We start from the raw sequence: 20,969 nt of genomic DNA, 5'->3' as shown, positions 1-20,969 counted from the left end.
TCCACTAACGGGTTTCACGCGCATCTTGCGCCGCGGGCAGGGTAAAGCCGGAGACCGAGCGCCGTAGTTGGCTGGCCATTTTCGCCAGGTTGCCGATACTGTCGGCGGTGGCGGTCGAGCCCGACGAGGTCTGGGTGGTGATCTGCTGGATCACGTTCATGGTCAGCGAAATCTGCCCCGCCGACGTGGTCTGTTGCTGGGCCGCGTTGGAGATGCTCTGGATCAACGCCGCCAGCGTCTTGGACACCCCTTCGATTTCTTCCAGGGCCACCCCGGCATCCTGGGCCAGGCGGGCGCCACGCACCACTTCGGTGGTGGTCTGTTCCATGGAGATCACCGCCTCGTTGGTGTCGGTCTGGATCGCCCGCACCAGGGTCTCGATCTGCCGGGTCGCCGCCGACGAACGTTCCGCCAGGCGCTGGACCTCATCGGCCACCACCGCGAAACCGCGCCCGGCATCGCCGGCCATGGACGCCTGGATCGCCGCGTTGAGGGCGAGGATATTGGTCTGATCGGCAATATCGTCGATCAGACTGACAATATCGCCGATCTCCTGAGAAGACTCGCCCAGTCGCTTGATCCGCTTGGCGGTGTCCTGGATCTGTTCGCGAATATTGTCCATGCCATGAATGGTGTTGTGCACCACCTCGTTGCCCTTGTTGGCGATCTCCACCGAGCGCTCGGCCACCGCCGAGGACTCGGCGGCGTTGGCCGACACCTGGTCAATCGACTCGGCCATGTCGCTGATGGCGGTGGAGGCCTCGGAAATCTGCTGGGCCTGGTGCTCGGAGGCCTCGGCCAGTTGCATCGCGGTGGCCTGGGTTTCCTGCACGGCGGCGGCGACCTGGCCGGCGGTGAGGTTGATGGTGGCCACCAGATCGCGCAACTGGTCGACGGAATAATTGATGGAGTCGGCAATGGTCCCGGTGAAGTCTTCGGTGACCGAGGCAGTCACGGTCAGATCACCGTCGGCCAGATCCTCGATTTCATCCAGCAGGCGCATGATCGCGTGCTGGTTGCGCTCGTTCTTCTCGGCGGTCTCGTGCAGTTGCCGGTTGGTCTCGCGGACCATCACCAGGCCGATCAGGATGATCGAGGCCAGGGCCAGCAGGCCGAGGACATAACCACCGATAGTGTCCAGGGAGCGTTCGCCGGCGAGGTTTTCAAAACCGTTGGCCAGGTGCGAGGCTTCGTCCAGCAGGGTTTGCGACAGGCTGAAGATATTGCCCGCCGACTCGCGGACCTGGAACAACTGTGGCGAGGTTTCGAGGATTTCATCCACCGAGCCGGAGACGAATTCGAACAGCTCGGCGATATCCCCCAGGCGGGTGCGGGCGTCCTTGTCTTCGACCTGGGTGATTTTCAGGGCCGCATTGCCCTGCAACATGCCGTTGAGGACCTGGCCGAAACGGGCGGCGTCGCGACCGAAGGCATCGGCGGCCTGGGACGAGGTTTCGTCACCGGCCAGCACCGTGTTCACCGCCCCGAGGATGCGCTCGGCGAGCAACGACTGGCGCTGGGCCATGGCCACCTGGGCCGCCGGGGCACCGCGTTGCAGGAGGATCTCCACGACCTTTTCGTACTCGACCTGCAACTGCGGCACGGTTTCGGCCAGGGTCGCCGCCACCTGATGCAACGACAGCACGGTCTGTTCGCTGGCGAGGATGGCGTCGGTGTTGCGCAGCAGGTTTTCCCAGTCCTGCTGCACGGCGTGCATTTCCGTACGTACGGCGGGCGGCGCGGCGGGCAGGCCGGTGGCCGGGTCGCCTTTCTTCAGGTAACCCCAGCGCTGGGCGAAATCGTTGCGCGCATCGCTCAGCAGCTTGAACGCCGCGGCCTTGCCGGACGCCGCTTCCGTGGCGTTCTTGGCGATGCGCTGGGACAGCACCCGCAGCTCTCCGGCATGGCTGATGTATTGCTTGTCGTAGGTGGACTGGGTGTTCAGGTAGGCGAAGTTGGCGAACAGCAGCATGATGAACACGATCAGGGCGATAAACAGCACGATGATCTGCGAACGACTGCGCGATGCCTCCAAGGGCTTTCCAGTTTTAGCATTTGTCATCGATCAGGCCCCTGCCTGTAAGGCCACATCCAGAAACCCCGGCGCCTGCGCCAGGGCAAACGGGCTGAACACCCACCAACTGCGCTCACGCTCGAAACGACCCTGGACAAAGGGCGCCACCGCCGCATCCGGCGGCGGCAGCGCAAGCCCCTGCTGGCTGCCGAGGGGAAAATGTTGCAAGCCGGCCACCTCGTCAACCATCAGGCCGGCGAACACATCTTTGTATTCCACCACCAGCACCCGTCGCTGTTTGCGCAATACGGAAAGCTCATGGCCGAAAAACCCACACAGGTCCATGATCGGCAGCAAGCGCCCGCGCAGGTTGGCCACGCCCTTGACCCAGGGCTTGACCCCCGGCAACAGGGTGTGGCGCGGCTCATGCAAGACTTCGCCGACTTCGCCCATGGGCGCCACATACCAGTGCTCGCCGAGACGAAAGCCGATACCGCTCCAGGTGTCCTGGCGGGCCTGTTGCGACGGCAGGTCAGCCGCCAACAGGCGACAGCGCTGGTCGATTTCCAGCAGCAGCTGGAAGGCGGTCTGCGACGGGCTCATGGCGCGGGCCGTCAGCCGGCGAGAACGCTGTTCAGGGTCTTGATCAGGGTGTCTTCTTCAACCGGCTTGGTCAGGTAGTCGCGAGCGCCCTGGCGCGTGCCCCAGACCTTGTCGGTTTCCTGATCCTTGGTGGTGATGATGATCACCGGGATATGGCTGGTTTCACTGTCCTTGGTCAGTTGCCGAGTGGCCTGGAAGCCATTGAGGCCCGGCATGACGATGTCCATCAACACCGCGTCGGGCTTTTCCTGGCGGGCCAGGGCCACGCCGTCGGCACCGTTTTCGGCCTTGAGCACCTCATGACCGTGCTTTTCCAGCATGCTGGTCAATTTGTACATTTCAGTCGGCGAATCATCGACGATCAGGATACGTGCCATGGTGTTCCCCACTGCTTATAAGGCGGGCGGCCAGGCGGCCGACCGTCAATGTGCTTGTTCTACCGCCGCGAACCCGGGCACATGGGCCTTGATCGCAGCCAGCAGTTCTTCCTTGCTGAACGGCTTGGTCAAAAACTGATCGGAACCGACGATACGCCCCTTGGCCTTGTCGAACAGACCGTCCTTGGAGGACAGCATGATCACCGGCGTGGACTTGAACGCACGATTGTTCTTGATCAAGGCGCAGGTCTGGTAGCCATCCAGGCGCGGCATCATGATATCGACGAAGATGATACCCGGATGATGATCGGCGATCTTGGCCAGCGCATCGAAGCCGTCAATGGCCGTGATCACCTCGCAACCCACATGTTTCAACAGCGTCTCGGCGGTTCGGCGAATCGTCTTGGAGTCGTCGATGACCATCACTTTCAAGGCTGTGGAATGCTGTTCCATATCTGCTCTACCATCGCCACAGCGACTCGATTGACTGCATTTAAGCGCTTTTCAGGCGCGAAGCCCTTGATGTGTAAGCGCTTCGAGCGGCATGCGAGCCTTTTTAGCACAGTCTCAAGATGCAATCTATCAACCGCCCCCGGCCCCACCCGGACAGGCGGTTTTTCCTTGACCGGGAATCGGTGTAGCGCCACTCTGACGCCACTTTTTCAAGCCATTTCGGCCATCACGGCCCACAGAGGATATAGCCCATGAGCGTTCGTCTCGGGATTGTCATGGACCCCATCGCCAACATTTCCTATAAAAAGGATAGCTCCCTGGCGATGTTGCTGGCCGCCCAGGCGCGCGGCTGGACCCTGTTCTACATGGAACAGCAGGATCTGTACCAGGACGCCGGCGTGGCACGGGCGCGCATGCGTCCGTTGAAAGTGTTCGCCAACCCCGAGCACTGGTTCGAACTGGAAGCCGAGACCGACACGGCCTTGAGCGATCTGGACGTGATCCTGATGCGCAAGGATCCGCCCTTCGACATGGAGTTCGTCTATTCCACCTACTTGCTGGAACAGGCCGAGCGCGCCGGGGTGCTGGTGGTCAACAAGCCGCAGAGTCTGCGCGACTGCAACGAAAAGCTGTTTGCCACCCAGTTCCCGCAGTGCACGCCCGCCACCCTGGTCAGCCGTCGCGCCGATGTGTTGCGCGAGTTTGCCGCCAAGCACGGTGACGTGATCCTCAAGCCGCTGGACGGCATGGGCGGCACCTCGATCTTCCGCCACCGGGTCGGCGACCCGAACCTGTCGGTGATCCTCGAGACCCTGACCGCCCTGGGCAGCCAGCAGATCATGGCCCAGGCCTATCTGCCGGGGATCAAGGACGGCGACAAGCGCATCCTGATGGTCGACGGCGAGCCGGTGCCGTATTGCCTGGCGCGGATCCCCGCAGCGGGTGAAACCCGTGGCAACCTGGCGGCCGGCGGCCGTGGCGAAGCCCGTCCGCTGACCGAGCGCGATCGCTGGATAGCCGCCCAGGTCGGCCCGACCTTGCGGGAAAAAGGCCTGCTGTTCGTCGGCCTGGACGTGATCGGCGAGCACCTGACGGAAATCAACGTCACCAGCCCGACCTGCATCCGCGAGATCGACAACGCCTTCGGCACTGACATCGGCGGCCTGCTGATGGATGCCATTGAGCGCAAGCTGCAAGCCCGTTGATGTAGAACTGCCGAGAAAAAACCAACATTGCGTTATCATGCCGGGCTCTCGATACGTGCGATGTTGGTTTCCTGGTCATGACGCTTCCCGCCGATCTGCCTCCCGAACTTTCCCGCGCCGGCGTACGCCCGGCGGATCGGCTTGGCTTCACGCTTTTCCTGGCGGCGCTGATCCACCTGGCGCTGCTCCTCGGCGTGGGCTTCAGCGTCATCGAGCCCAAGCAGATCAGCAAGACCCTGGAAATCACCCTGTCCACCTTCAAAAGCGAGAAGCCACCGGAAAAGGCCGACTTCCTCGCTCAGGACAACCAACAAGGCAGCGGCACCCTGGATAAAAAGGCGACTCCCAAGACCACCGAGGTCGCGCCGTTCCAGGACAACAGCATCAACCAGGTCACCCCACCGCCGCCGGCCAGGCAGGAAGTGACAGAAGCGGCGCCGAAGGCGGTGGTCACCACGGTGGCGCCGAAGCCGAAGAAAGCCGTGATCAAGCATGAACAGATCAAGACCGAGGCCGCGCCTCAGCCAGCGGCGCCGACGTTCGACAGCTCGCAGCTGACCAGCGACATTGCCAGCCTCGAAGCGGAACTGGCCAAGGAACAGCAGCTCTACGCCAAGCGACCGCGAATCCAACGCTTGAGCGCGGCCTCGACCATGCGCGACAAGGGCGCCTGGTACAAGGAAGACTGGCGCAAGAAGGTCGAACGCATCGGCAACCTCAATTACCCCGAGGAAGCCCGGCGCCAGCAGATCTACGGCAATTTACGCATGATGGTCTCGATCAATCATGACGGCTCGCTCTATGAAGTGCTGGTGCTGGAGTCCTCCGGACAGCCACTGCTGGACCAGGCGGCGCAACGTATCGTGCGCCTGGCGGCCCCGTTCGCGCCGTTTACCGGCGATCTGTCGGACATCGACCGCCTGGAGATCATCCGTACCTGGCGCTTCGCCCGGGGCGACAAGCTTTCCAGTAATTGACCGCATCCGATTGAATTCCCCTGGCAGGCCTCGAACCTGTGGGAGCGGAGCTTGCCCGCGAAGGCGCCCTCGAGATCGCTAAAAGCTTCGCGGCGGTGCGGCGATCCGACAAGCTCCGCTCCCACAGGTTCCGCGCCCGAAGTGCAAGCGTGCCGCATCAAGCGCTTGATCCGCTTGTCAGGTCGCCCGCCCACGGCCACACTAGGGCTCATGAAAAACCTCACCCCGACGTACCTCAAGCATCACTTCCTGATCGCCATGCCGCACATGGCCGACCCGAATTTCGCGCAGACCGTCACTTATATAGTCGAGCACAGCGCGAACGGTGCCATGGGGCTGGTGATCAACCGTCCGCAAGCGTTGAGCCTGGCCGATATCCTCGAACAGTTGCGCCCGGACATCGAGCCGCCAACCCTTTGCCAGCATGTGCCGATCTATACCGGCGGCCCGGTGCAGACCGACCGCGGTTTTGTCCTGCACCCGATCGGCAAGACCTACCAGGCCACCGTCGAGCTGGAAGGCCTGGCGCTGTCCACGTCCCAGGACGTGCTGTTCGCCATTGCCGACGGCGACGGTCCGCCGCGCAGCCTGATCGCCTTGGGCTATGCCGGCTGGGAAGCCGGGCAACTGGAAGCGGAACTGGCCGACAACGCCTGGCTGACCTGCCCGTTCTCCGCCGACATCCTCTTCGAGACCGACAGCGACGCACGCCTGGCCGCCGCCGCCGCGCACCTGGGCATCAATCTCAGCCTGCTCACCAGCCAGGCGGGCCACGCCTGATGGCCGCCATCCGCCTGTTGCTGGGTTTCGACTACGGCACCAAACAGATCGGCGTCGCCGTCGGCCAGATGATCACCGGGCAAGCCCGCGAGCTCTGCACGCTGAAAGCGCAGAACGGCATTCCCGACTGGAACCAGGTCGAAGCTCTGATAAAGGAATGGAAACCCGACGCCGTGGTGGTCGGCCTGCCGCTGAACATGGACGGCACCCCCAGCGACATGTGCGCCCGGGCGGAAAAATTCGCCCGCCGGCTCAACGGTCGCTACAACCTGCCGTTTTTCACCCAGGACGAACGCCTGACCACCTTCGAAGCCAAGGGCGAACGCATGGCCCGTGGCGGCCAGAAAGGCACCTATCGCGACAACCCGGTGGACGCCATCGCCGCCAAGCTGCTGCTGCAAAGTTGGATCGAAGAACACCCGACGCCCGCCGAGCCCTGAACAGCGGCGGCGCCCGAACGTCTCACCCTCGCCTTGATTCCCCGCAAGGGCCCTTGAAGGAGCAACCATGAGCCTGCCCAATCCCGCCGACCTGATCAGCCAGATGGCCGTCGATCTCAATGCCCACCTGAGCAAACGCGCCATTGCCGAGCCGCGCTTCATCGGCATCCGTACCGGCGGCGTGTGGGTGGCCCAGGCGCTGCTCAAGGCCCTCGGCAGCGCGTCGCCCCTGGGCACCCTGGATGTGTCCTTCTACCGCGACGACTTCAGCCAGAACGGCCTGCACCCGCAGGTGCGCCCGTCCGAGCTGCCGTTCGAGATCGAAGGCCAGCACCTGGTGCTGATCGACGACGTACTGATGAGCGGGCGAACCATCCGCGCCGCCCTCAACGAACTCTTCGACTACGGCCGCCCGGCCAGCGTGACGCTGGTCAGCCTGCTGGACCTCGATGCCGCCGAATTGCCGATCCGTCCCGATGTAGTCGGCGCGACACTGTCGCTGGCGCCTACGGAACGGGTAAAATTGTCCGGCCCCGCGCCGCTCCAACTTGAACTTCAAGACCTGGCCCTTTAAGCACTTAAAAAAGAGTCCTTTGCGATGACGCCTCTAGACGCCAAGCGCCCCCTGCAGCTCAATGATCAGGGCCAGCTGCGCCACTTCCTCTCGCTCGACGGCCTGCGCCGCGAGCTGCTGACCGAAATCCTCGACACCGCCGACTCCTTCCTCGAAGTCGGCGCCCGGGCGGTAAAGAAAGTCCCGCTGCTGCGCGGCAAGACCGTGTGCAACGTGTTCTTCGAGAACTCGACCCGTACCCGCACCACCTTTGAAATGGCCGCCCAGCGGCTGTCGGCGGACGTGATCACCCTGAACGTGTCCACCTCCTCGGCGAGCAAGGGCGAAACCCTGCTCGACACCCTGCGCAACCTCGAGGCCATGGCCGCCGACATGTTCGTCGTGCGTCACGGCGACTCCGGCGCCGCGCATTTCATCGCCGAGCACGTCTGCCCGCAGGTGGCGATCATCAACGGCGGCGACGGCCGCCACGCGCACCCGACCCAGGGCATGCTCGACATGCTGACCATCCGCCGGCACAAGGGCAGCTTCGAGAACCTCTCGGTGGCCATCGTCGGCGATATCCTGCACTCGCGGGTGGCCCGTTCGAACATGCTGGCGCTCAAGACCCTGGGTTGCCCGGATATCCGCGTGATCGCACCGAAGACCTTGCTGCCGATCGGCATCGAGCAATACGGGGTGAAGGTCTACACCGACCTGGCCGCAGGCCTGAAGGATGTCGACGTGGTGATCATGCTGCGCCTGCAGCGTGAACGCATGACCGGCGGCCTGCTGCCCAGCGAAGGCGAGTTCTACCGTCTGTTCGGCCTGACCACCGCGCGCCTGGCCGGCGCCAAGCCGGATGCCATTGTCATGCATCCGGGCCCGATCAACCGTGGCGTGGAAATCGAATCGGCGGTGGCCGACGGTTCCCACTCGGTGATCCTCAACCAAGTGACCTACGGCATCGCCGTACGCATGGCCGTGCTGTCCATGGCCATGAGCGGGCAGACCGCCCAGCGCCAACTCGACCAGGAGAACGCCCAGTGAAACTCAGCATACTCGGCGCCCGCGTCATCGATCCGAGCAGCGGCCTGGATCAAGTGACCGACCTGCACCTGGAAGCCGGCAAGCTTGTTGCCATCGGCGCCGCCCCGGCGGGTTTCGCCGCCGTCGAAGTCATCGATGCCAAAGGGCTGGTGGCCGCTCCCGGGCTGGTGGACCTGAACGTTTCCCTGCGCGAGCCGGGCTACAGCCGCAAGGGCAATATCGCCAGCGAAACCCGCGCGGCCGCGGCCGGTGGCGTCACCAGCCTGTGCTGCCCGCCGAAGACCAAGCCGGTGCTGGACACTTCGGCGGTGGCCGAACTGATCCTCGACCGCGCCCGCGAAGCCGGCAACACCAAGGTGTTCCCCATCGGCGCCCTGAGCAAAGGCCTGGAAGGCGAGCAACTGGCCGAACTGGTGGCCTTGCGCGACGCCGGTTGCGTAGCCTTCGGCAATGGCCTGGAGAGCTTCCGCAACACCCGCACCCTGTGTCGGGCGCTGGAATATGCGGCGACTTTCGACCTGACGGTGATTTTCCACTCCCAGGACCATGACCTCGCCCATGGCGGCCTGGCCCACGAAGGTCCTACCGCCAGCTTCCTCGGCCTGCCGGGGATTCCGGAAACCGCCGAGACCGTGGCCCTGGCCCGGGACCTGCTGCTGGTGGAACAGAGTGGCGTGCGTGCGCACTTCAGCCAACTGACCAGCGCTCGTGGCGTGGCCCTGATCGCCCAGGCCCAGGCCCGTGGCTTGCCAGTGACCGCCGATGTGGCCTTGTACCAGTTGATCCTGACCGATGAAGCGCTGATCGACTTCTCCAGCCTCTATCACGTGCAACCGCCGCTACGCACCCGCGCCGACCGCGACGGTTTGCGCGCGGCGGTGAAATCCGGGGTGGTGAGCGCCATCTCCAGCCATCACCAACCCCATGAGCGCGATGCCAAGCTGGCGCCGTTCGGCGAGACCGAGCCGGGCATCAGCAGCGTCGAGCTGTTGCTGCCGCTGGCGTTGAGTCTGGTGGAAGATGGCCTGCTGGACCTGCCGACCCTGCTCAAACGCCTGAGCGCCGGTCCTGCCGAGGCCTTGCGCCTGCCGGCGGGCAAGCTGGCGGTGGGCGCGGCGGCGGATCTGGTGCTGTTCGATCCGAACACCTCGACCGTGGCCGGTGAGCACTGGTTGTCCAAGGGCGAGAACTGCCCGTTCCTCGGCCATGCATTGCCGGGAAGCGTGCGTTATACGCTGATGGATGGGCGGATCACGCACCAGGCCTGATCCCCACCTGTAATTGTGGGATGGCTATAACTGTGGCGAGCGGGCTTGCCCGCGTTCGGCTGCGAAGCAGTCGTAAAACCGATCACCTCGGTCAACCTGATGTACCGAGGTTTCTGGTTTCAGGGCCGCTTCGCGCCCCAGCGCGGGCAAGCCCGCTCGCCACAGGACCGCGCTCGACTTCAAACTTTCTGATTCAGCCCCGCCCGCTGTTCCTCAGCGACACCTGGTCATTCAGCGTCCAGAAGTCATACAGCACGCCCAACCCCAGCAACCCGCCCGTCACCAGGTAAAGCAGCCCGGTCAGCCACTTGCCCATGTACATCCGGTGCACACCGAGCAGCCCCAGGAACGTCAGCAGCAACCAGGCGACGTTGTAGTCCAGCGGACCCGCAGTGAAACGCAGGTCCGCCTCGCGGTCCATGCTCGGAATCAGGAACAGGTCGATCAGCCAACCGATCCCGAATACCCCGAAGGTAAAAAACCAGATCGTCCCGGTGATCGGCTTGCCGTAATAGAAGCGGTGTGAACCGGTAAAACCAAAAATCCACAGTAAATACCCGAGTAAAACGTTGTGGGTATTCGCTGGTGTGCCGTCCTGCCGATAGGTGTTCATCAACGCCGTCTCCGAGCCCGATAGATAAATATTTCGTAATTTCGTGTGACTTTTTTACTGTCTCAAAACATGTAACAAACCCTTACCAGAAATCGCTGAAAGCCTTGCGGGGCCTGACTTTCACGTGACCCATGGGTCGGTTTGCGCAGCTGCGGGCCACTTCAACCCCCTGTATTGATTCGACAAACGGGCCCAGAAGTGACCAAAAAGCTGTTATAAAGTTGCGCGATTACCTATTTAGAGCCTTGCCGAATGCGACCTTTTTTCAAGACATGGCTAACCATCTGCCTATTAGTGCCACTGGCCGCCCACGCCACCAACCGTGAGCAACGTCTTCCTTCCGTCAACGGTCACACTGCCAAATCACCGGCTTCCGTTGCCCATGCTACCGATCTGACCGCACCTGTGGTCAAGCGCCCGGGCAAGCACAGCAGCCATGGCAAAGCTCATCATAATACCGTGGCGGCCATCAATCCGGCGGCACCGAACGCCAAGCAGAGCAGCGCCGTGCTCAGCCGTGCGGTGAACGTGCTGGGGACGCCGTATCGCTGGGGCGGCAGCAGCCCGAGCAAGGGCTTCGATTGCAGCGGCCTGGTCAAGTATGCCTTCAACGGTGTAGCTGCCAGTGACCTGCCGCGTACGTCCAATGCCATGGCCGCCGGCCACGGGCAGAAAGTCGCGCGCAAGGACCTCAAGCCTGGCGACCTGTTGTTCTTCACCCTCAAGAGCCGCAAGGTCAACCACGTAGCCATCTACCTGGGCAACGACCGGTTCATCCATGCACCGCGGCGCGGCAAGTCAGTGACCATCGATACCCTGAAGAAGCCGTACTGGGACAGCCATTATGTGATTGCCAAGCGGGTGATCCCGAAAGAGCAGAATCATATGCGGGTTGTGCAGCGCTGATCGGACTGGTGGGGCGCCTGTGAAGCTTTAGGCGCTCTCGAGGGCCTCTTCGCGGGCAAGCTCCGCTCCCACAATGTCCGTGTCGAACTCAAGGCCTGGGTACACCCGGGCCATCATGCGGGAGCGTTGATCCGACAGGCTTCACTTCCACGATGTCCGTGTCGAACTCAAGGCCTGGGTACACCCGGGCCATCATGCGGGAGCGTTGATCCGACAGGCTTCACTCCCACGATGTCCGTGTCGAACTCAAGACCTGGGTACACCCTGGCCATCATGCGGGAGCGTTGATCCGACAGGCTCCGCTCCCACAATGTCCGTGTCGAACTCAAGACCTGGGTACATCCGGGCCATCATGCGGGAGCGTTGATCCGACAGGCTCCACTCCCACAATGACCGAGTCAATCTCAAAGTTTGGATCCACCCGGCTCCCACAGGTTTTCAGTCGTACACAAGACACAGGCACGACCCGAATCTAGTGTGGGAGCGGAGCTTGCCCGCGAATACGGCAGAACAGCCACCACAAGACTCCTAGGCCGGCCCCAGGCTCAAGCTATCCGCCCCCTCGCCACCCGCGCCCTTCTCCAGCTTGATCATCAGCCGCAAGTCATTGGCCGAGTCGGCGTATGCCAGCGCATCGCGGTAGCTGATCGCGCCCTCCTGATACAAGGCATACAACGCCTGGTCCAAGGTCTGCATACCCTGTTCGGTCGAGCGTTTCATCAACGGCTTGAGGGCCTTGATCTCGCCCTTGCGAATCAGATCGGCCATCAACGGCGTATTCAGCAACACCTCCACCACCACGCGCCGGCCCTTGCCATCGCGGCTCGGAATCAGTTGCTGGGCAACAATCGCCCGCAGGTTGAGTGACAGCTCCATCCAGATCTGCGGATGACGGTCCACGGGAAAGAAGTTGATGATCCGCTCCAGCGCCTGGTCGGCATTCGGCGCGTGCAGGGTCGCCAGGCACAGGTGCCCGGTTTCCGCGAAAGCCAGCGCATGCCCCATGGTTTCCCGGGTACGCACTTCACCGATCATGATCAGGTCCGGGGCCTGGCGCAGGGTGTTTTTCAGCGCCACCTCGTAGGAATCGGTGTCAATGCCCACTTCGCGCTGGGTAATGATGCAGTTCTGGTGTTCGTGGACGAACTCGATGGGGTCCTCGACCGTGACAATATGGCCACTGCCTTGCCGGTTGCGGTGGCCGATCATCGCCGCCAGGGTCGTCGACTTGCCGGTCCCGGTCGCCCCGACCACCATCACCAACCCGCGCTTGAGCAATGCCAGTTGCTCGATGATCGGCGGCAGCTTCAGTTCCGTCAGTTCGGGAATCCGCGTTTCGATGCGCCGCAACACCATGCCCGGCTGACTGCGCTGGTAGAAGGCGCTGACCCGGAAGCGGCCGATGCCCTTGGGATGAATGGCAAAATTACATTCGTGCAGGTGGGTGAAATCCAGCTTCTGGCGTTCGTTCATCAGCCCGAACACCGCCTCCTGGGCCTGCTCCTGGGTCAACGCTGCGTGGTTCACCGGCAGGATCTGGCCATTGAGCTTCAGCGAAGGCGGCAGGCCCGGGGTGATAAACAGGTCGGAACCGCCCTTCTCGACCATCAGGCGCAGCAGTTTCTCGAACTCCATGAGCTTCTCCGCGTCGAATCAGGCACACACCTGTGTGACAGCGTAGAAGCTCGTGGGGCTCGCGTCAGAAGTTGTCCGGGATCTTGGCTTTTTCCCGGGCGTTATCCCGGGTGATCAGGCCCTTGCTCAGCAGGTCCTTGAGGCACATGTCCAGGGTCTGCATGCCCAGCGAGCCGCCGGTCTGGATCGAGGAATACATCTGCGCCACCTTGTCCTCGCGGATCAGGTTCCGGATCGCCGGGGTGCCGAGCATGATCTCGTGGGCGGCGATGCGCCCGCCGCCCACCTTCTTCAACAGGCTCTGGGAAACCACCGCCTGCAGGGATTCGGAGAGCATCGAGCGGACCATGGACTTCTCCTGCGCCGGAAACACGTCGACCACCCGGTCGATGGTCTTGGCCGCCGAGGTGGTGTGCAGCGTGCCGAACACCAGGTGACCGGTTTCCGCGGCGGTCAGGGCCAGGCGGATGGTTTCCAGGTCGCGCATCTCGCCCACCAGGATCACGTCCGGGTCCTCACGCAGGGCCGAACGCAGGGCCGCGGCGAAACTCTGGGTATCGCGGTGCACTTCGCGCTGGTTGACCAGGCACTTCTTCGATTCGTGGACGAACTCGATCGGGTCCTCGATGGTCAGGATATGGTGATGTTTATTGTTGTTCAGGTGGTCGATCATCGCCGCCAGGGTGGTCGACTTGCCCGAACCGGTCGGCCCGGTCACCAGCACCAGCCCGCGCGGCACCTCGGTGATCTTGCGGAACACCTCGCCCATGCCCAGGTCGCTCATGGTCAGGACTTTCGAGGGAATGGTGCGGAACACCGCGCCCGAACCCCGGTTATGGTTGAAGGCGTTGACCCGGAAGCGCGCCACGCCCGGCACCTCGAAGGAGAAGTCGGTCTCCAGGAACTCCTCGTAGTCCTTGCGCTGGCGGTCGTTCATGATGTCGTAGATCAGGTCGTGGACCTGCTTGTGATCCAGCGCCGGCAGGTTGATCCGCCGTACATCGCCGTCGACCCGGATCATCGGCGGCAGGCCCGCCGAGAGGTGCAAGTCCGACGCGCCCTGTTTGGCGCTAAAGGCCAGCAGCTCGGTGATATCCATGAGGCTCCCCAATCCCAATACAGGTAGAATGCCGCAGACTTTTGACCTGCTGGCGAATTTGAATGACCACGATAGCAGACAACATCACCGTCGTTGCAGCCCGCATCGCCGCCGCCGCACAGGCTGCCGGCCGCGACGGCGCCAGTATCGGCTTGCTCGCCGTGAGCAAGACCAAACCCGCCGCCGCCGTGCGCGAAGCCTATGCGGCGGGTCTGCGGGACTTCGGCGAGAATTACTTGCAGGAAGCCCTCGGCAAACAGGTGGAATTGACCGACCTGCCCTTGTGCTGGCACTTCATCGGCCCCATTCAATCGAACAAGACTCGCGCCATTGCCGAGCATTTCGATTGGGTGCACTCCGTGGATCGCCTGAAAATCGCACAACGCCTGTCCGAACAACGCCCGGCTGACCTGCCGCCGCTGAATATCTGCATCCAGGTCAACGTCAGCGGCGAGGCCAGCAAGTCCGGCTGTACCCCGGCCGACCTGCCGGCACTCGCCGCGGCCATCAGCGCCTTGCCGAACCTGAAGCTGCGCGGACTGATGGCGATCCCCGAACCCACCGAAGAGCGTGCCGAACAAGACGCCGCGTTCGCCACCGTGCGGACCTTGCAAGACAGCCTCAACCTGCCGCTCGACACACTTTCCATGGGCATGAGCCACGATCTCGAGTCGGCCATTGCCCAAGGCGCCACCTGGGTGCGGATCGGTACCGCGCTGTTTGGCGCCCGCGATTATGGCCAGGCCTGAAATGGCCTCACACACTCGTTTCAAGGATCCGTCATGAGCATGAGCAAGAATCGAATCACTTTCATCGGTGCCGGCAACATGGCGGCGAGCCTGATCGGCGGCCTGCGCGCCGAGGGCCTGGACGCCGCGCTGATTCGCGCCAGCGATCCCGGGGCCGAGACCCGCGCGCGGGTCCAGGCCGAACACGCTATCGAAGTATTCGCCGACAACGCCGAGGCCATCCTCGGGGCTGACGTGGTGGTGCTGGCGGTCAAGCCCCAGGCCATGAAAGCCGTATGCGAAGCCTTGCGCCCCAGCCTGAAACCCAATCAGTTGGTGGTGTCGATTGCCGCCGGGATCACCTGCGCCAGCATGAACCGCTGGCTGGGCGAGCAGCCGATCGTGCGCTGCATGCCGAACACCCCGGCGCTGCTGCGCCAGGGCGTCAGCGGCCTGTTCGCCACCGCTCAGGTGTCCGCCGAACAGCGCCAACAGGCGCACACCCTGCTGTCGGCGGTCGGCAGCGCCTTCTGGCTGGACGAAGAGCAGCAACTGGACGCGGTTACCGCGGTGTCCGGCAGCGGTCCGGCGTACTTCTTCCTGCTGATCGAAGCCATGACCGCCGCCGGCGAGAAACTCGGCCTGCCGCGTGACATCGCCAGCCAACTGACCCTGCAGACCGCCCTGGGCGCCGCCCACATGGCCGTCTCCAGTGATGTCGAGGCCGCCGAGCTGCGCCGTCGCGTGACGTCGCCGGCCGGCACCACGGAAGCCGCGATCAAGACCTTCCAGGCCGGCGGCTTCGAAGCCCTGGTAGAAAAGGCGCTCGGCGCCGCCGCCCATCGTTCGGCCGAAATGGCCGAGCAACTCGGTCAGTAACCCTCGAGGGAACACTTAATGTTTGCATTCAATAGCGCTGCCATTTTTGTCATTCAAACCCTGGGCAGCCTTTACCTGTTGGTGATTCTGCTGCGTTTCATCCTGCAACTGGTCCGGGCCAACTTCTACAACCCGCTCTGCCAGTTCACCGTCAAGGCCACCCAGCCGTTGCTCAAGCCGCTGCGCCGGATCATTCCGAGCATGTTCGGCCTGGATATGTCCTCGCTGGTGCTGGCGATTATCGTGCAGATGCTGCTGATGGCGGTGATCCTGCTGCTCAGCTACGGCGTCACCGGCAATATCGCCTACCTGCTGATCTGGGCGGTCATCGGCATCACCTCGCTGTTCCTCAAGGTGTTCTTCTTCGCCATGATCATCAGCGTGATCCTCTCCTGGGTCGCGCCCGGCAGCCATAGCCCGGCGGCCGAGTTGGTATTTCAGATCAGCGAACCGGCCCTGGCGCCATTCCGCAAGATCGTGCCGAACCTCGGCGGCCTGGATATCTCGCCGATCCTGGCGTTCCTGGTGATCCAGTTGATCCAGAGCTACGTGATTCCACCGCTTGCGGTCATGAGCGGCATGCCGGAAGTACTGTTCCGCTTGATCTGATCAGTGTAGGGGCGGTGCTTGCGGCGCAAGCAAAGCTGCTGCCGGCACAGCGCTTATTGTGGGAGCGGAGCTTGTCGGATCGCCGCACCGCCGCGAAGCTTTTACGGGCTCAAGGGCCCCTTCGCGGGCAAGCTCCGCTCCCACACAAGCCCTGCTCGCCAATAGGCCGCATGCTTGATCAAATAGATTCCAGTCCGGCCTTTGCTTGCCGCTGCTCCCCCCGCTCATTAGACTTACGCCTCATTCAAGCGTGAGCAGGGTCGATGTCCACTGTCTTTCCCCACGATTCCGTCGGGCTGGTCGTGCCGCAAACGGCACATTTCAGCGAGCCCCTGGCCCTGGCCTGTGGCCGTTCCCTGCCAGCCTACGACCTGATCTACGAAACCTACGGCACCCTCAATCCCGCGGCAAGCAACGCCGTGCTGATCTGCCATGCCCTTTCCGGCCATCACCACGCCGCCGGTTTCCACAGCCCCGACGAGCGCAAGCCCGGCTGGTGGGACAGCTGCATCGGCCCGGGCAAGCCCATCGACACCGACAAGTTCTTCGTCGTCAGCCTGAACAACCTCGGCGGCTGCAACGGCTCCACCGGCCCGAGCAGCCTCAACCCCGAGACCGGCAAGCCGTTCGGCGCCGATTTCCCGGTGCTGACCGTGGAAGACTGGGTCCACAGCCAGGCCCACCTCGCCGACCGCCTGGGCATCGGCCAGTGGGCCGCGGTGATCGGCGGCAGCCTGGGCGGCATGCAGGCCATGCAATGGAGCATCACCTACCCCGACCGCGTGCGCCATTGCGTCGCCATCGCCTCGGCCCCCAAGTTGTCGGCGCAGAACATCGCCTTCAACGAAGTGGCGCGCCAGGCGATCCTCACCGATCCGGAATTCCACGGCGGCTCCTTCCAGGAACACGGCGTGATCCCCAAGCGCGGCCTGATGCTGGCGCGCATGGTCGGACACATCACCTACCTGTCCGATGACTCCATGGGCGAGAAATTCGGCCGTGGCCTCAAGAGCGAGAAGCTCAACTACGACTTCCACAGCGTTGAGTTCCAGGTCGAGAGCTACCTGCGTTACCAGGGCGAGGAATTTTCCGGGCGTTTCGACGCCAACACCTACCTGCTGATGACCAAGGCCCTGGACTACTTCGACCCGGCGGCCAACTTCAACGACGACCTGGCGCGAACCTTCGCCGGTGCCACGGCCAGCTTCTGCGTGATGTCCTTCACCACCGACTGGCGTTTCTCGCCGGCCCGCTCGCGGGAAATCGTCGATGCGCTGATGGCCGCGCGCAAGAACGTCTGCTACCTGGAAATCGACGCCCCGCAAGGCCACGATGCCTTCCTGATCCCGATCCCGCGTTACTTGCAGGCGTTCGGCAACTACATGAACCGAATAACGCTGTGAGGACGCCATGAGAGCCGACCTGGAAATCATCCAAGACTGGATCCCCGCCGGCAGCCGCGTGCTCGACCTCGGCTGCGGCGACGGCGAACTGCTGGCCTGGCTGCGCGACCACAAGCAGGTCAGCGGCTACGGCCTGGAAAACGACCCGGACAACATCGCCACCTGCGTGGCCAAGGGCATCAACGTCATCGAGCAGGACCTGGACAAGGGCCTGGGCAACTTTGCCAGCAACAGCTTCGATATCGTGGTCATGACCCAGGCCCTGCAAGCCGTGCACTACCCGGACAAGATCCTCGACGAAATGCTCCGGGTCGGGCGCCAGTGCATCATCACCTTCCCCAACTTCGGTCACTGGCGCTGCCGCTGGTACCTGGCGAGCAAGGGGCGGATGCCAGTGTCTGAATTCCTCCCGTACACCTGGTACAACACACCGAACATCCACTTCTGCACCTTCGAGGACTTCGAGGCGCTGTGCCGCGAACGGACCGCCAAGGTCATCAACCGGCTTGCCGTGGATCAACAGCACCGCCACGGGTGGGCCAGTAAGCTATGGCCTAATCTATTGGGAGAGATCGGCATTTATCGCGTCAGCGGCCCAGGTCTCACCGATCATCAGGTCGCGGTATAAACCGCACTGTCTCGAGGAGAACGATCATGCTGCGTTCAATTGTGTTTCTAGTGGCGGCCTGTCTCGGTGTCACGGCCATGGCCGCCGATGCCATCAAGGGCGAGCGCCAGGAAGTGTTCGGTGACATCACCGTGCACTACAACACCTTCAACTCCACCTATATCCAACCGGACGTCGCCCGGAGCGTGGAGCTGGTGCGCAGCAAGAACCAGGGCGTGATCAACGTCTCGGTGTCCAAGGCCAACAAGCCGCTGGTCGCGCAGGTCAGCGGCAATGTGAAGGACCTGACCGGCAAGAGCGTCACACTGAACTTCAAGCAGATCACCGAGCAGGGCTTCGTCTACTACCTGGCGCAGTACCCCGTGCCGCAGGCGGAAGACCGTATTTTCGAGATTACCGTCACCACCGCCGGTGACACCCACACTTTCAGCTTCAATCAGGAACTTTTCCCAGGCGAATGATGAATTTCACCCAACTGGTACTGGCCAGCCATAACGTCGGCAAACTCAAAGAACTCCAGGCCATGCTGGGCGGGTCGGTGCAATTGCGCTCGATCGGTGAGTTCAGCAGCGTCGAGCCGGACGAAACCGGTCTGTCGTTTGTCGAAAACGCCATTCTGAAAGCCCGCAATGCCTCACGCATTTCCGGCCTGCCGGCACTGGCCGACGACTCGGGGCTGGCGGTGGACTTTCTCGGCGGCGCGCCGGGGATCTATTCGGCCCGTTATGCCGATGGCCGGGGCGATGCGGCGAACAATGCCAAGCTGCTCGACGCCTTGAAGGACGTCCCCAGCGCCGAGCGCGGCGCGCAGTTCGTCTGCGTGCTGGCCCTGGTTCGGCATGCCGACGACCCGCTGCCGATCCTCTGCGAAGGCCTGTGGCACGGGCGCATCCTCACCGCCGCCAGCGGCGAGCACGGTTTTGGCTACGACCCGCTGTTCTGGGTGCCGGAGCGTGACTGCTCCAGCGCCGAACTGGGTCCGGTCGAAAAGAACCAGCTCAGCCACCGCGCCCGCGCCATGGCCCTGTTGCGCCAGCGCCTGGGCCTGAAATGACCCAGCCCGACTCCGCGCTGCCGCTGATCCACGGCAGCGCACCAACACCCAGGGCGGGCATGTCGCAGTTGCCGCCTCTGGCGCTGTACATCCATATTCCCTGGTGCGTGCGCAAATGCCCGTATTGCGACTTCAATTCCCACACTGCCAGCCCGGTGCTGCCGGAAGAGGAGTATGTCGACGCGCTGCTGGCCGACCTCGACCAGGACCTGCACGCGGTGTATGGCCGTGAGCTGAGTTCGATCTTCTTCGGTGGTGGCACGCCCAGCCTGTTCAGCGCCCAGGCGCTGGGGCGCCTGCTCAAGGGCGTCGAAGCGCGTATCCCGTTTGCCGGCGATATCGAAATCACCCTGGAAGCCAACCCTGGGACCTTCGAGCAGGAAAAATTCGTCGCCTATCGCCAGTTGGGGATCAATCGGCTGTCCATCGGTATCCAGAGTTTCCAGGAAGACAAGCTCAAGGCCCTCGGCCGCATCCATACCGGCGGCGAAGCCGTGCGGGCGGCGGACATGGCGCGCCAGGCCGGCTTCGACAACTTCAATCTTGACCTGATGCACGGTTTGCCGGACCAGTCCCTGGAGGATGCCTTGGGCGATCTTCGCCAGGCCATTGCCTTGAAGCCCACGCATCTGTCCTGGTATCAGCTCACCCTTGAGCCGAACACGGTGTTCTGGAACCAGCCGCCGACGCTGCCGGAAGACGACACCCTATGGGATATCCAGGAAGCCGGTCAGGCGCTGCTGGCCGAGCACGGCTACGCCCAGTACGAAGTCTCGGCCTATGCCCAGCCCGGGCGGGCAGCGCGGCACAACCTCAATTACTGGAGCTTCGGTGATTTCATCGGCATCGGTGCCGGCGCCCATGGCAAGCTCAGCCACCCGGACGGGCGTATCGTCCGGACCTGGAAGACCCGCCTGCCAAAGGACTACCTGAACCCGGCCAAGGCCTTCCAGGCCGGGGAGAAAGCCCTGCTCAACGAAGAGCTGCCGTTCGAATTCCTGATGAACGCCCTGCGCCTGACCGAGGGTGTCGACGCTGTCTTGTTTGCGCAACGTACCGGGCTTAGTCTCGACAGCTTGCACGAAGCACGCGCCGAGGCCGAACAAAGTGGCCTGTTGCAGGTCGAACCGTCACGCCTGGCGGCCACGGCCCGTGGGCAGCTGTTTCTCAACGACCTGCTGCAATACTTTTTGACCTAAGGAAACCCCATGGACCTGGTACTCGACCTGCTCGCCACGGTATCGCGCTGGAGCCGCAGCAACCTGTCGGAAATCGCCCTGGCGCTGGTGGGCTGCCTGCTGGTGCTGTTTGGCGCGGACATCAAGGGTTGGATCGATCAACGTCTGGGCAGCATCGCCGGCGCCTTGCGCGTACCGCTGCTGGCCCTGCTGTGCATGATCGGCAGCGGCGCGGCGTTGATCTATGCCACGCCCTGGGTGGTACGCGGCTTGAGCCAGTTCAACAACTACAGCCTGGCGCCGGTGTTGTTGGTGGTACTGGTGTTGATCGGGGTGGTGGCGGATCGGCGCTGATTGGAAAACGCCGAAACCTGTAGCTCGATTGCCAGCAAAGCTTTTAGTAGTCTTGGGGACTCTTCGCGGCGGGGCGGCGATCCACAAGCTCCGCCCCCACAAGTTCTGTATTCGACCACTCATCTATGGCACAACGGGAATCCTGTGGGAGCGGAGCTTGCCT

At 63.1% G+C, this 20,969-nt stretch carries 24 protein-coding genes; 17 read left to right on the top strand and 7 right to left on the bottom strand.

Going from position 1 to position 20,969, the window contains the following annotated elements; genetic code table 11:
- Nucleotides 1–4 precede the first annotated feature (4 nt).
- From M5B99_RS26205 to pilG, 4 genes are read right to left on the bottom strand one after another with little or no spacing between them, the layout of a single operon-like run.
- Nucleotides 5–2,062 carry a methyl-accepting chemotaxis protein gene (locus tag M5B99_RS26205; RefSeq protein WP_248806783.1) on the bottom strand — a complete coding sequence of 686 codons (2,058 nt, stop codon included), beginning with the start codon at nt 2,060–2,062 and terminating at the stop codon, nt 5–7.
- Nucleotides 2,063–2,065: 3 nt separating this feature from the next.
- On the bottom strand, nt 2,066–2,617 hold the full coding sequence (locus M5B99_RS26200; protein ID WP_248806782.1) for a chemotaxis protein CheW: 552 nt from the start codon (nt 2,615–2,617) through the stop codon (nt 2,066–2,068).
- A gap of 11 nt (nt 2,618–2,628) precedes the next feature.
- Nucleotides 2,629–2,994: a twitching motility response regulator PilH gene (gene pilH, locus M5B99_RS26195; RefSeq protein WP_248806781.1), complete on the bottom strand. Its 366-nt coding sequence runs from the start codon at nt 2,992–2,994 to the stop codon at nt 2,629–2,631.
- A 45-nt stretch (nt 2,995–3,039) separates the two neighbouring features.
- Entirely contained in the window at nt 3,040–3,447 is a 408-nt protein-coding gene (gene pilG, locus M5B99_RS26190) for a twitching motility response regulator PilG (RefSeq protein ID WP_100944626.1), read from the bottom strand.
- Nucleotides 3,448–3,698: 251 nt separating this feature from the next.
- Here pilG and gshB point away from each other — a divergent pair, with 251 nt between their 5' ends.
- The 7 genes from gshB (at nt 3,699) to M5B99_RS26155 (ending at nt 9,720) form a co-directional block, all read left to right on the top strand.
- A complete protein-coding gene (gene gshB, locus M5B99_RS26185; protein WP_248806780.1) occupies nt 3,699–4,652 on the top strand; it encodes a glutathione synthase in 954 nt (317 codons plus the stop codon).
- 77 nt (nt 4,653–4,729) lie between these two features.
- Complete coding sequence (locus tag M5B99_RS26180) at nt 4,730–5,629, top strand: energy transducer TonB (RefSeq protein ID WP_248806779.1); 900 nt, start codon at nt 4,730–4,732, stop codon at nt 5,627–5,629.
- 210 nt (nt 5,630–5,839) lie between these two features.
- Nucleotides 5,840–6,409: a YqgE/AlgH family protein gene (locus M5B99_RS26175; protein ID WP_248806778.1), complete on the top strand. Its 570-nt coding sequence runs from the start codon at nt 5,840–5,842 to the stop codon at nt 6,407–6,409.
- Entirely contained in the window at nt 6,409–6,849 is a 441-nt protein-coding gene (ruvX, locus tag M5B99_RS26170; protein WP_248806777.1) for a Holliday junction resolvase RuvX, read from the top strand. Before M5B99_RS26175 ends, ruvX begins: the two co-directional genes overlap by 1 nt.
- A 67-nt stretch (nt 6,850–6,916) precedes the next feature.
- On the top strand, nt 6,917–7,423 hold the full coding sequence (gene pyrR, locus M5B99_RS26165; protein WP_248806776.1) for a bifunctional pyr operon transcriptional regulator/uracil phosphoribosyltransferase PyrR: 507 nt from the start codon (nt 6,917–6,919) through the stop codon (nt 7,421–7,423).
- A 24-nt stretch (nt 7,424–7,447) separates the two neighbouring features.
- Entirely contained in the window at nt 7,448–8,452 is a 1,005-nt protein-coding gene (locus M5B99_RS26160; protein ID WP_248806775.1) for an aspartate carbamoyltransferase catalytic subunit, read from the top strand.
- Complete coding sequence (locus tag M5B99_RS26155) at nt 8,449–9,720, top strand: dihydroorotase (RefSeq protein WP_248806774.1); 1,272 nt, start codon at nt 8,449–8,451, stop codon at nt 9,718–9,720. The genes M5B99_RS26160 and M5B99_RS26155 overlap by 4 nt, the downstream gene beginning before the upstream one ends.
- A 193-nt stretch (nt 9,721–9,913) precedes the next feature.
- Here the strand turns inward: M5B99_RS26155 and M5B99_RS26150 are convergent, their stop codons facing one another.
- Nucleotides 9,914–10,333 carry a TM2 domain-containing protein gene (locus tag M5B99_RS26150; RefSeq protein WP_248795129.1) on the bottom strand — a complete coding sequence of 140 codons (420 nt, stop codon included), beginning with the start codon at nt 10,331–10,333 and terminating at the stop codon, nt 9,914–9,916.
- A gap of 252 nt (nt 10,334–10,585) precedes the next feature.
- Here M5B99_RS26150 and M5B99_RS26145 point away from each other — a divergent pair, with 252 nt between their 5' ends.
- Nucleotides 10,586–11,239 (top strand): C40 family peptidase, encoded by a 654-nt coding sequence (locus M5B99_RS26145; RefSeq protein WP_248806773.1) that lies wholly within the window; start codon nt 10,586–10,588, stop codon nt 11,237–11,239.
- A 528-nt stretch (nt 11,240–11,767) separates the two neighbouring features.
- Here the strand turns inward: M5B99_RS26145 and M5B99_RS26140 are convergent.
- Nucleotides 11,768–12,874, bottom strand: coding sequence for a PilT/PilU family type 4a pilus ATPase (locus M5B99_RS26140; protein WP_248806772.1), 1,107 nt, complete (start codon nt 12,872–12,874; stop codon nt 11,768–11,770).
- Between the two features lie 64 nt (nt 12,875–12,938).
- Nucleotides 12,939–13,973 (bottom strand): type IV pilus twitching motility protein PilT, encoded by a 1,035-nt coding sequence (locus M5B99_RS26135; protein WP_248806771.1) that lies wholly within the window; start codon nt 13,971–13,973, stop codon nt 12,939–12,941.
- 62 nt (nt 13,974–14,035) lie between these two features.
- Here M5B99_RS26135 and M5B99_RS26130 point away from each other — a divergent pair, with 62 nt between their 5' ends.
- From M5B99_RS26130 to M5B99_RS26090, 9 genes are all read left to right on the top strand, one after another.
- Nucleotides 14,036–14,722: a YggS family pyridoxal phosphate-dependent enzyme gene (locus M5B99_RS26130; protein WP_248806770.1), complete on the top strand. Its 687-nt coding sequence runs from the start codon at nt 14,036–14,038 to the stop codon at nt 14,720–14,722.
- Between the two features lie 39 nt (nt 14,723–14,761).
- The gene (gene proC / locus M5B99_RS26125) at nt 14,762–15,580 is read left to right on the top strand and encodes a pyrroline-5-carboxylate reductase (protein ID WP_248806769.1); all 819 of its coding nucleotides are present in this window, start codon (nt 14,762–14,764) and stop codon (nt 15,578–15,580) included.
- Nucleotides 15,581–15,598: 18 nt separating this feature from the next.
- Nucleotides 15,599–16,189 (top strand): YggT family protein, encoded by a 591-nt coding sequence (locus M5B99_RS26120; protein ID WP_248806768.1) that lies wholly within the window; start codon nt 15,599–15,601, stop codon nt 16,187–16,189.
- Nucleotides 16,190–16,452: 263 nt separating this feature from the next.
- Nucleotides 16,453–17,592 (top strand): homoserine O-succinyltransferase MetX, encoded by a 1,140-nt coding sequence (metX, locus tag M5B99_RS26115; protein ID WP_248806767.1) that lies wholly within the window; start codon nt 16,453–16,455, stop codon nt 17,590–17,592.
- A gap of 7 nt (nt 17,593–17,599) precedes the next feature.
- A complete protein-coding gene (gene metW, locus M5B99_RS26110) occupies nt 17,600–18,220 on the top strand; it encodes a methionine biosynthesis protein MetW (protein ID WP_248806766.1) in 621 nt (206 codons plus the stop codon).
- A 26-nt stretch (nt 18,221–18,246) separates the two neighbouring features.
- The gene (locus tag M5B99_RS26105; RefSeq protein WP_248806765.1) at nt 18,247–18,681 is read left to right on the top strand and encodes a DUF4426 domain-containing protein; all 435 of its coding nucleotides are present in this window, start codon (nt 18,247–18,249) and stop codon (nt 18,679–18,681) included.
- Nucleotides 18,678–19,274 carry an RdgB/HAM1 family non-canonical purine NTP pyrophosphatase gene (gene rdgB, locus M5B99_RS26100; RefSeq protein WP_248806764.1) on the top strand — a complete coding sequence of 199 codons (597 nt, stop codon included), beginning with the start codon at nt 18,678–18,680 and terminating at the stop codon, nt 19,272–19,274. Before M5B99_RS26105 ends, rdgB begins: the two co-directional genes overlap by 4 nt.
- 59 nt (nt 19,275–19,333) lie before the next feature.
- Nucleotides 19,334–20,473 carry a radical SAM family heme chaperone HemW gene (gene hemW, locus M5B99_RS26095; protein ID WP_248806801.1) on the top strand — a complete coding sequence of 380 codons (1,140 nt, stop codon included), beginning with the start codon at nt 19,334–19,336 and terminating at the stop codon, nt 20,471–20,473.
- Nucleotides 20,474–20,482: 9 nt separating this feature from the next.
- Nucleotides 20,483–20,806 (top strand): DUF3392 domain-containing protein, encoded by a 324-nt coding sequence (locus M5B99_RS26090; protein ID WP_060781995.1) that lies wholly within the window; start codon nt 20,483–20,485, stop codon nt 20,804–20,806.
- The last annotated feature ends 163 nt before the right edge of the window (nt 20,807–20,969 follow it).

This window comes from Pseudomonas sp. MWU13-2100 (assembly GCF_023242365.1).
GTDB lineage: Bacteria > Pseudomonadota > Gammaproteobacteria > Pseudomonadales > Pseudomonadaceae > Aquipseudomonas.
This window is presented reverse-complemented; position numbering and strand designations above follow the sequence as displayed.

Bases quoted from the DNA above. Each gene is read 5' to 3' on its own strand.
- M5B99_RS26205 (WP_248806783.1), bottom strand. From the start codon at position 2,062: ATGACAAATGCTAAAACTGGAAAGCCCTTGGAGGCATCGCGCAGTCGT.
- M5B99_RS26200 (WP_248806782.1), bottom strand. From the start codon at position 2,617: ATGAGCCCGTCGCAGACCGCCTTCCAGCTGCTGCTGGAAATCGACCAG.
- pilH (WP_248806781.1), bottom strand. From the start codon at position 2,994: ATGGCACGTATCCTGATCGTCGATGATTCGCCGACTGAAATGTACAAA.
- pilG (WP_100944626.1), bottom strand. From the start codon at position 3,447: ATGGAACAGCATTCCACAGCCTTGAAAGTGATGGTCATCGACGACTCC.
- gshB (WP_248806780.1), top strand. From the start codon at position 3,699: ATGAGCGTTCGTCTCGGGATTGTCATGGACCCCATCGCCAACATTTCC.
- M5B99_RS26180 (WP_248806779.1), top strand. From the start codon at position 4,730: ATGACGCTTCCCGCCGATCTGCCTCCCGAACTTTCCCGCGCCGGCGTA.
- M5B99_RS26175 (WP_248806778.1), top strand. From the start codon at position 5,840: ATGAAAAACCTCACCCCGACGTACCTCAAGCATCACTTCCTGATCGCC.
- ruvX (WP_248806777.1), top strand. From the start codon at position 6,409: ATGGCCGCCATCCGCCTGTTGCTGGGTTTCGACTACGGCACCAAACAG.
- pyrR (WP_248806776.1), top strand. From the start codon at position 6,917: ATGAGCCTGCCCAATCCCGCCGACCTGATCAGCCAGATGGCCGTCGAT.
- M5B99_RS26160 (WP_248806775.1), top strand. From the start codon at position 7,448: ATGACGCCTCTAGACGCCAAGCGCCCCCTGCAGCTCAATGATCAGGGC.
- M5B99_RS26150 (WP_248795129.1), bottom strand. From the start codon at position 10,333: ATGAACACCTATCGGCAGGACGGCACACCAGCGAATACCCACAACGTT.
- M5B99_RS26145 (WP_248806773.1), top strand. From the start codon at position 10,586: ATGCGACCTTTTTTCAAGACATGGCTAACCATCTGCCTATTAGTGCCA.
- M5B99_RS26140 (WP_248806772.1), bottom strand. From the start codon at position 12,874: ATGGAGTTCGAGAAACTGCTGCGCCTGATGGTCGAGAAGGGCGGTTCC.
- M5B99_RS26135 (WP_248806771.1), bottom strand. From the start codon at position 13,973: ATGGATATCACCGAGCTGCTGGCCTTTAGCGCCAAACAGGGCGCGTCG.
- M5B99_RS26130 (WP_248806770.1), top strand. From the start codon at position 14,036: ATGACCACGATAGCAGACAACATCACCGTCGTTGCAGCCCGCATCGCC.
- proC (WP_248806769.1), top strand. From the start codon at position 14,762: ATGAGCAAGAATCGAATCACTTTCATCGGTGCCGGCAACATGGCGGCG.
- M5B99_RS26120 (WP_248806768.1), top strand. From the start codon at position 15,599: ATGTTTGCATTCAATAGCGCTGCCATTTTTGTCATTCAAACCCTGGGC.
- metX (WP_248806767.1), top strand. From the start codon at position 16,453: ATGTCCACTGTCTTTCCCCACGATTCCGTCGGGCTGGTCGTGCCGCAA.
- metW (WP_248806766.1), top strand. From the start codon at position 17,600: ATGAGAGCCGACCTGGAAATCATCCAAGACTGGATCCCCGCCGGCAGC.
- M5B99_RS26105 (WP_248806765.1), top strand. From the start codon at position 18,247: ATGCTGCGTTCAATTGTGTTTCTAGTGGCGGCCTGTCTCGGTGTCACG.
- rdgB (WP_248806764.1), top strand. From the start codon at position 18,678: ATGATGAATTTCACCCAACTGGTACTGGCCAGCCATAACGTCGGCAAA.
- hemW (WP_248806801.1), top strand. From the start codon at position 19,334: ATGTCGCAGTTGCCGCCTCTGGCGCTGTACATCCATATTCCCTGGTGC.
- M5B99_RS26090 (WP_060781995.1), top strand. From the start codon at position 20,483: ATGGACCTGGTACTCGACCTGCTCGCCACGGTATCGCGCTGGAGCCGC.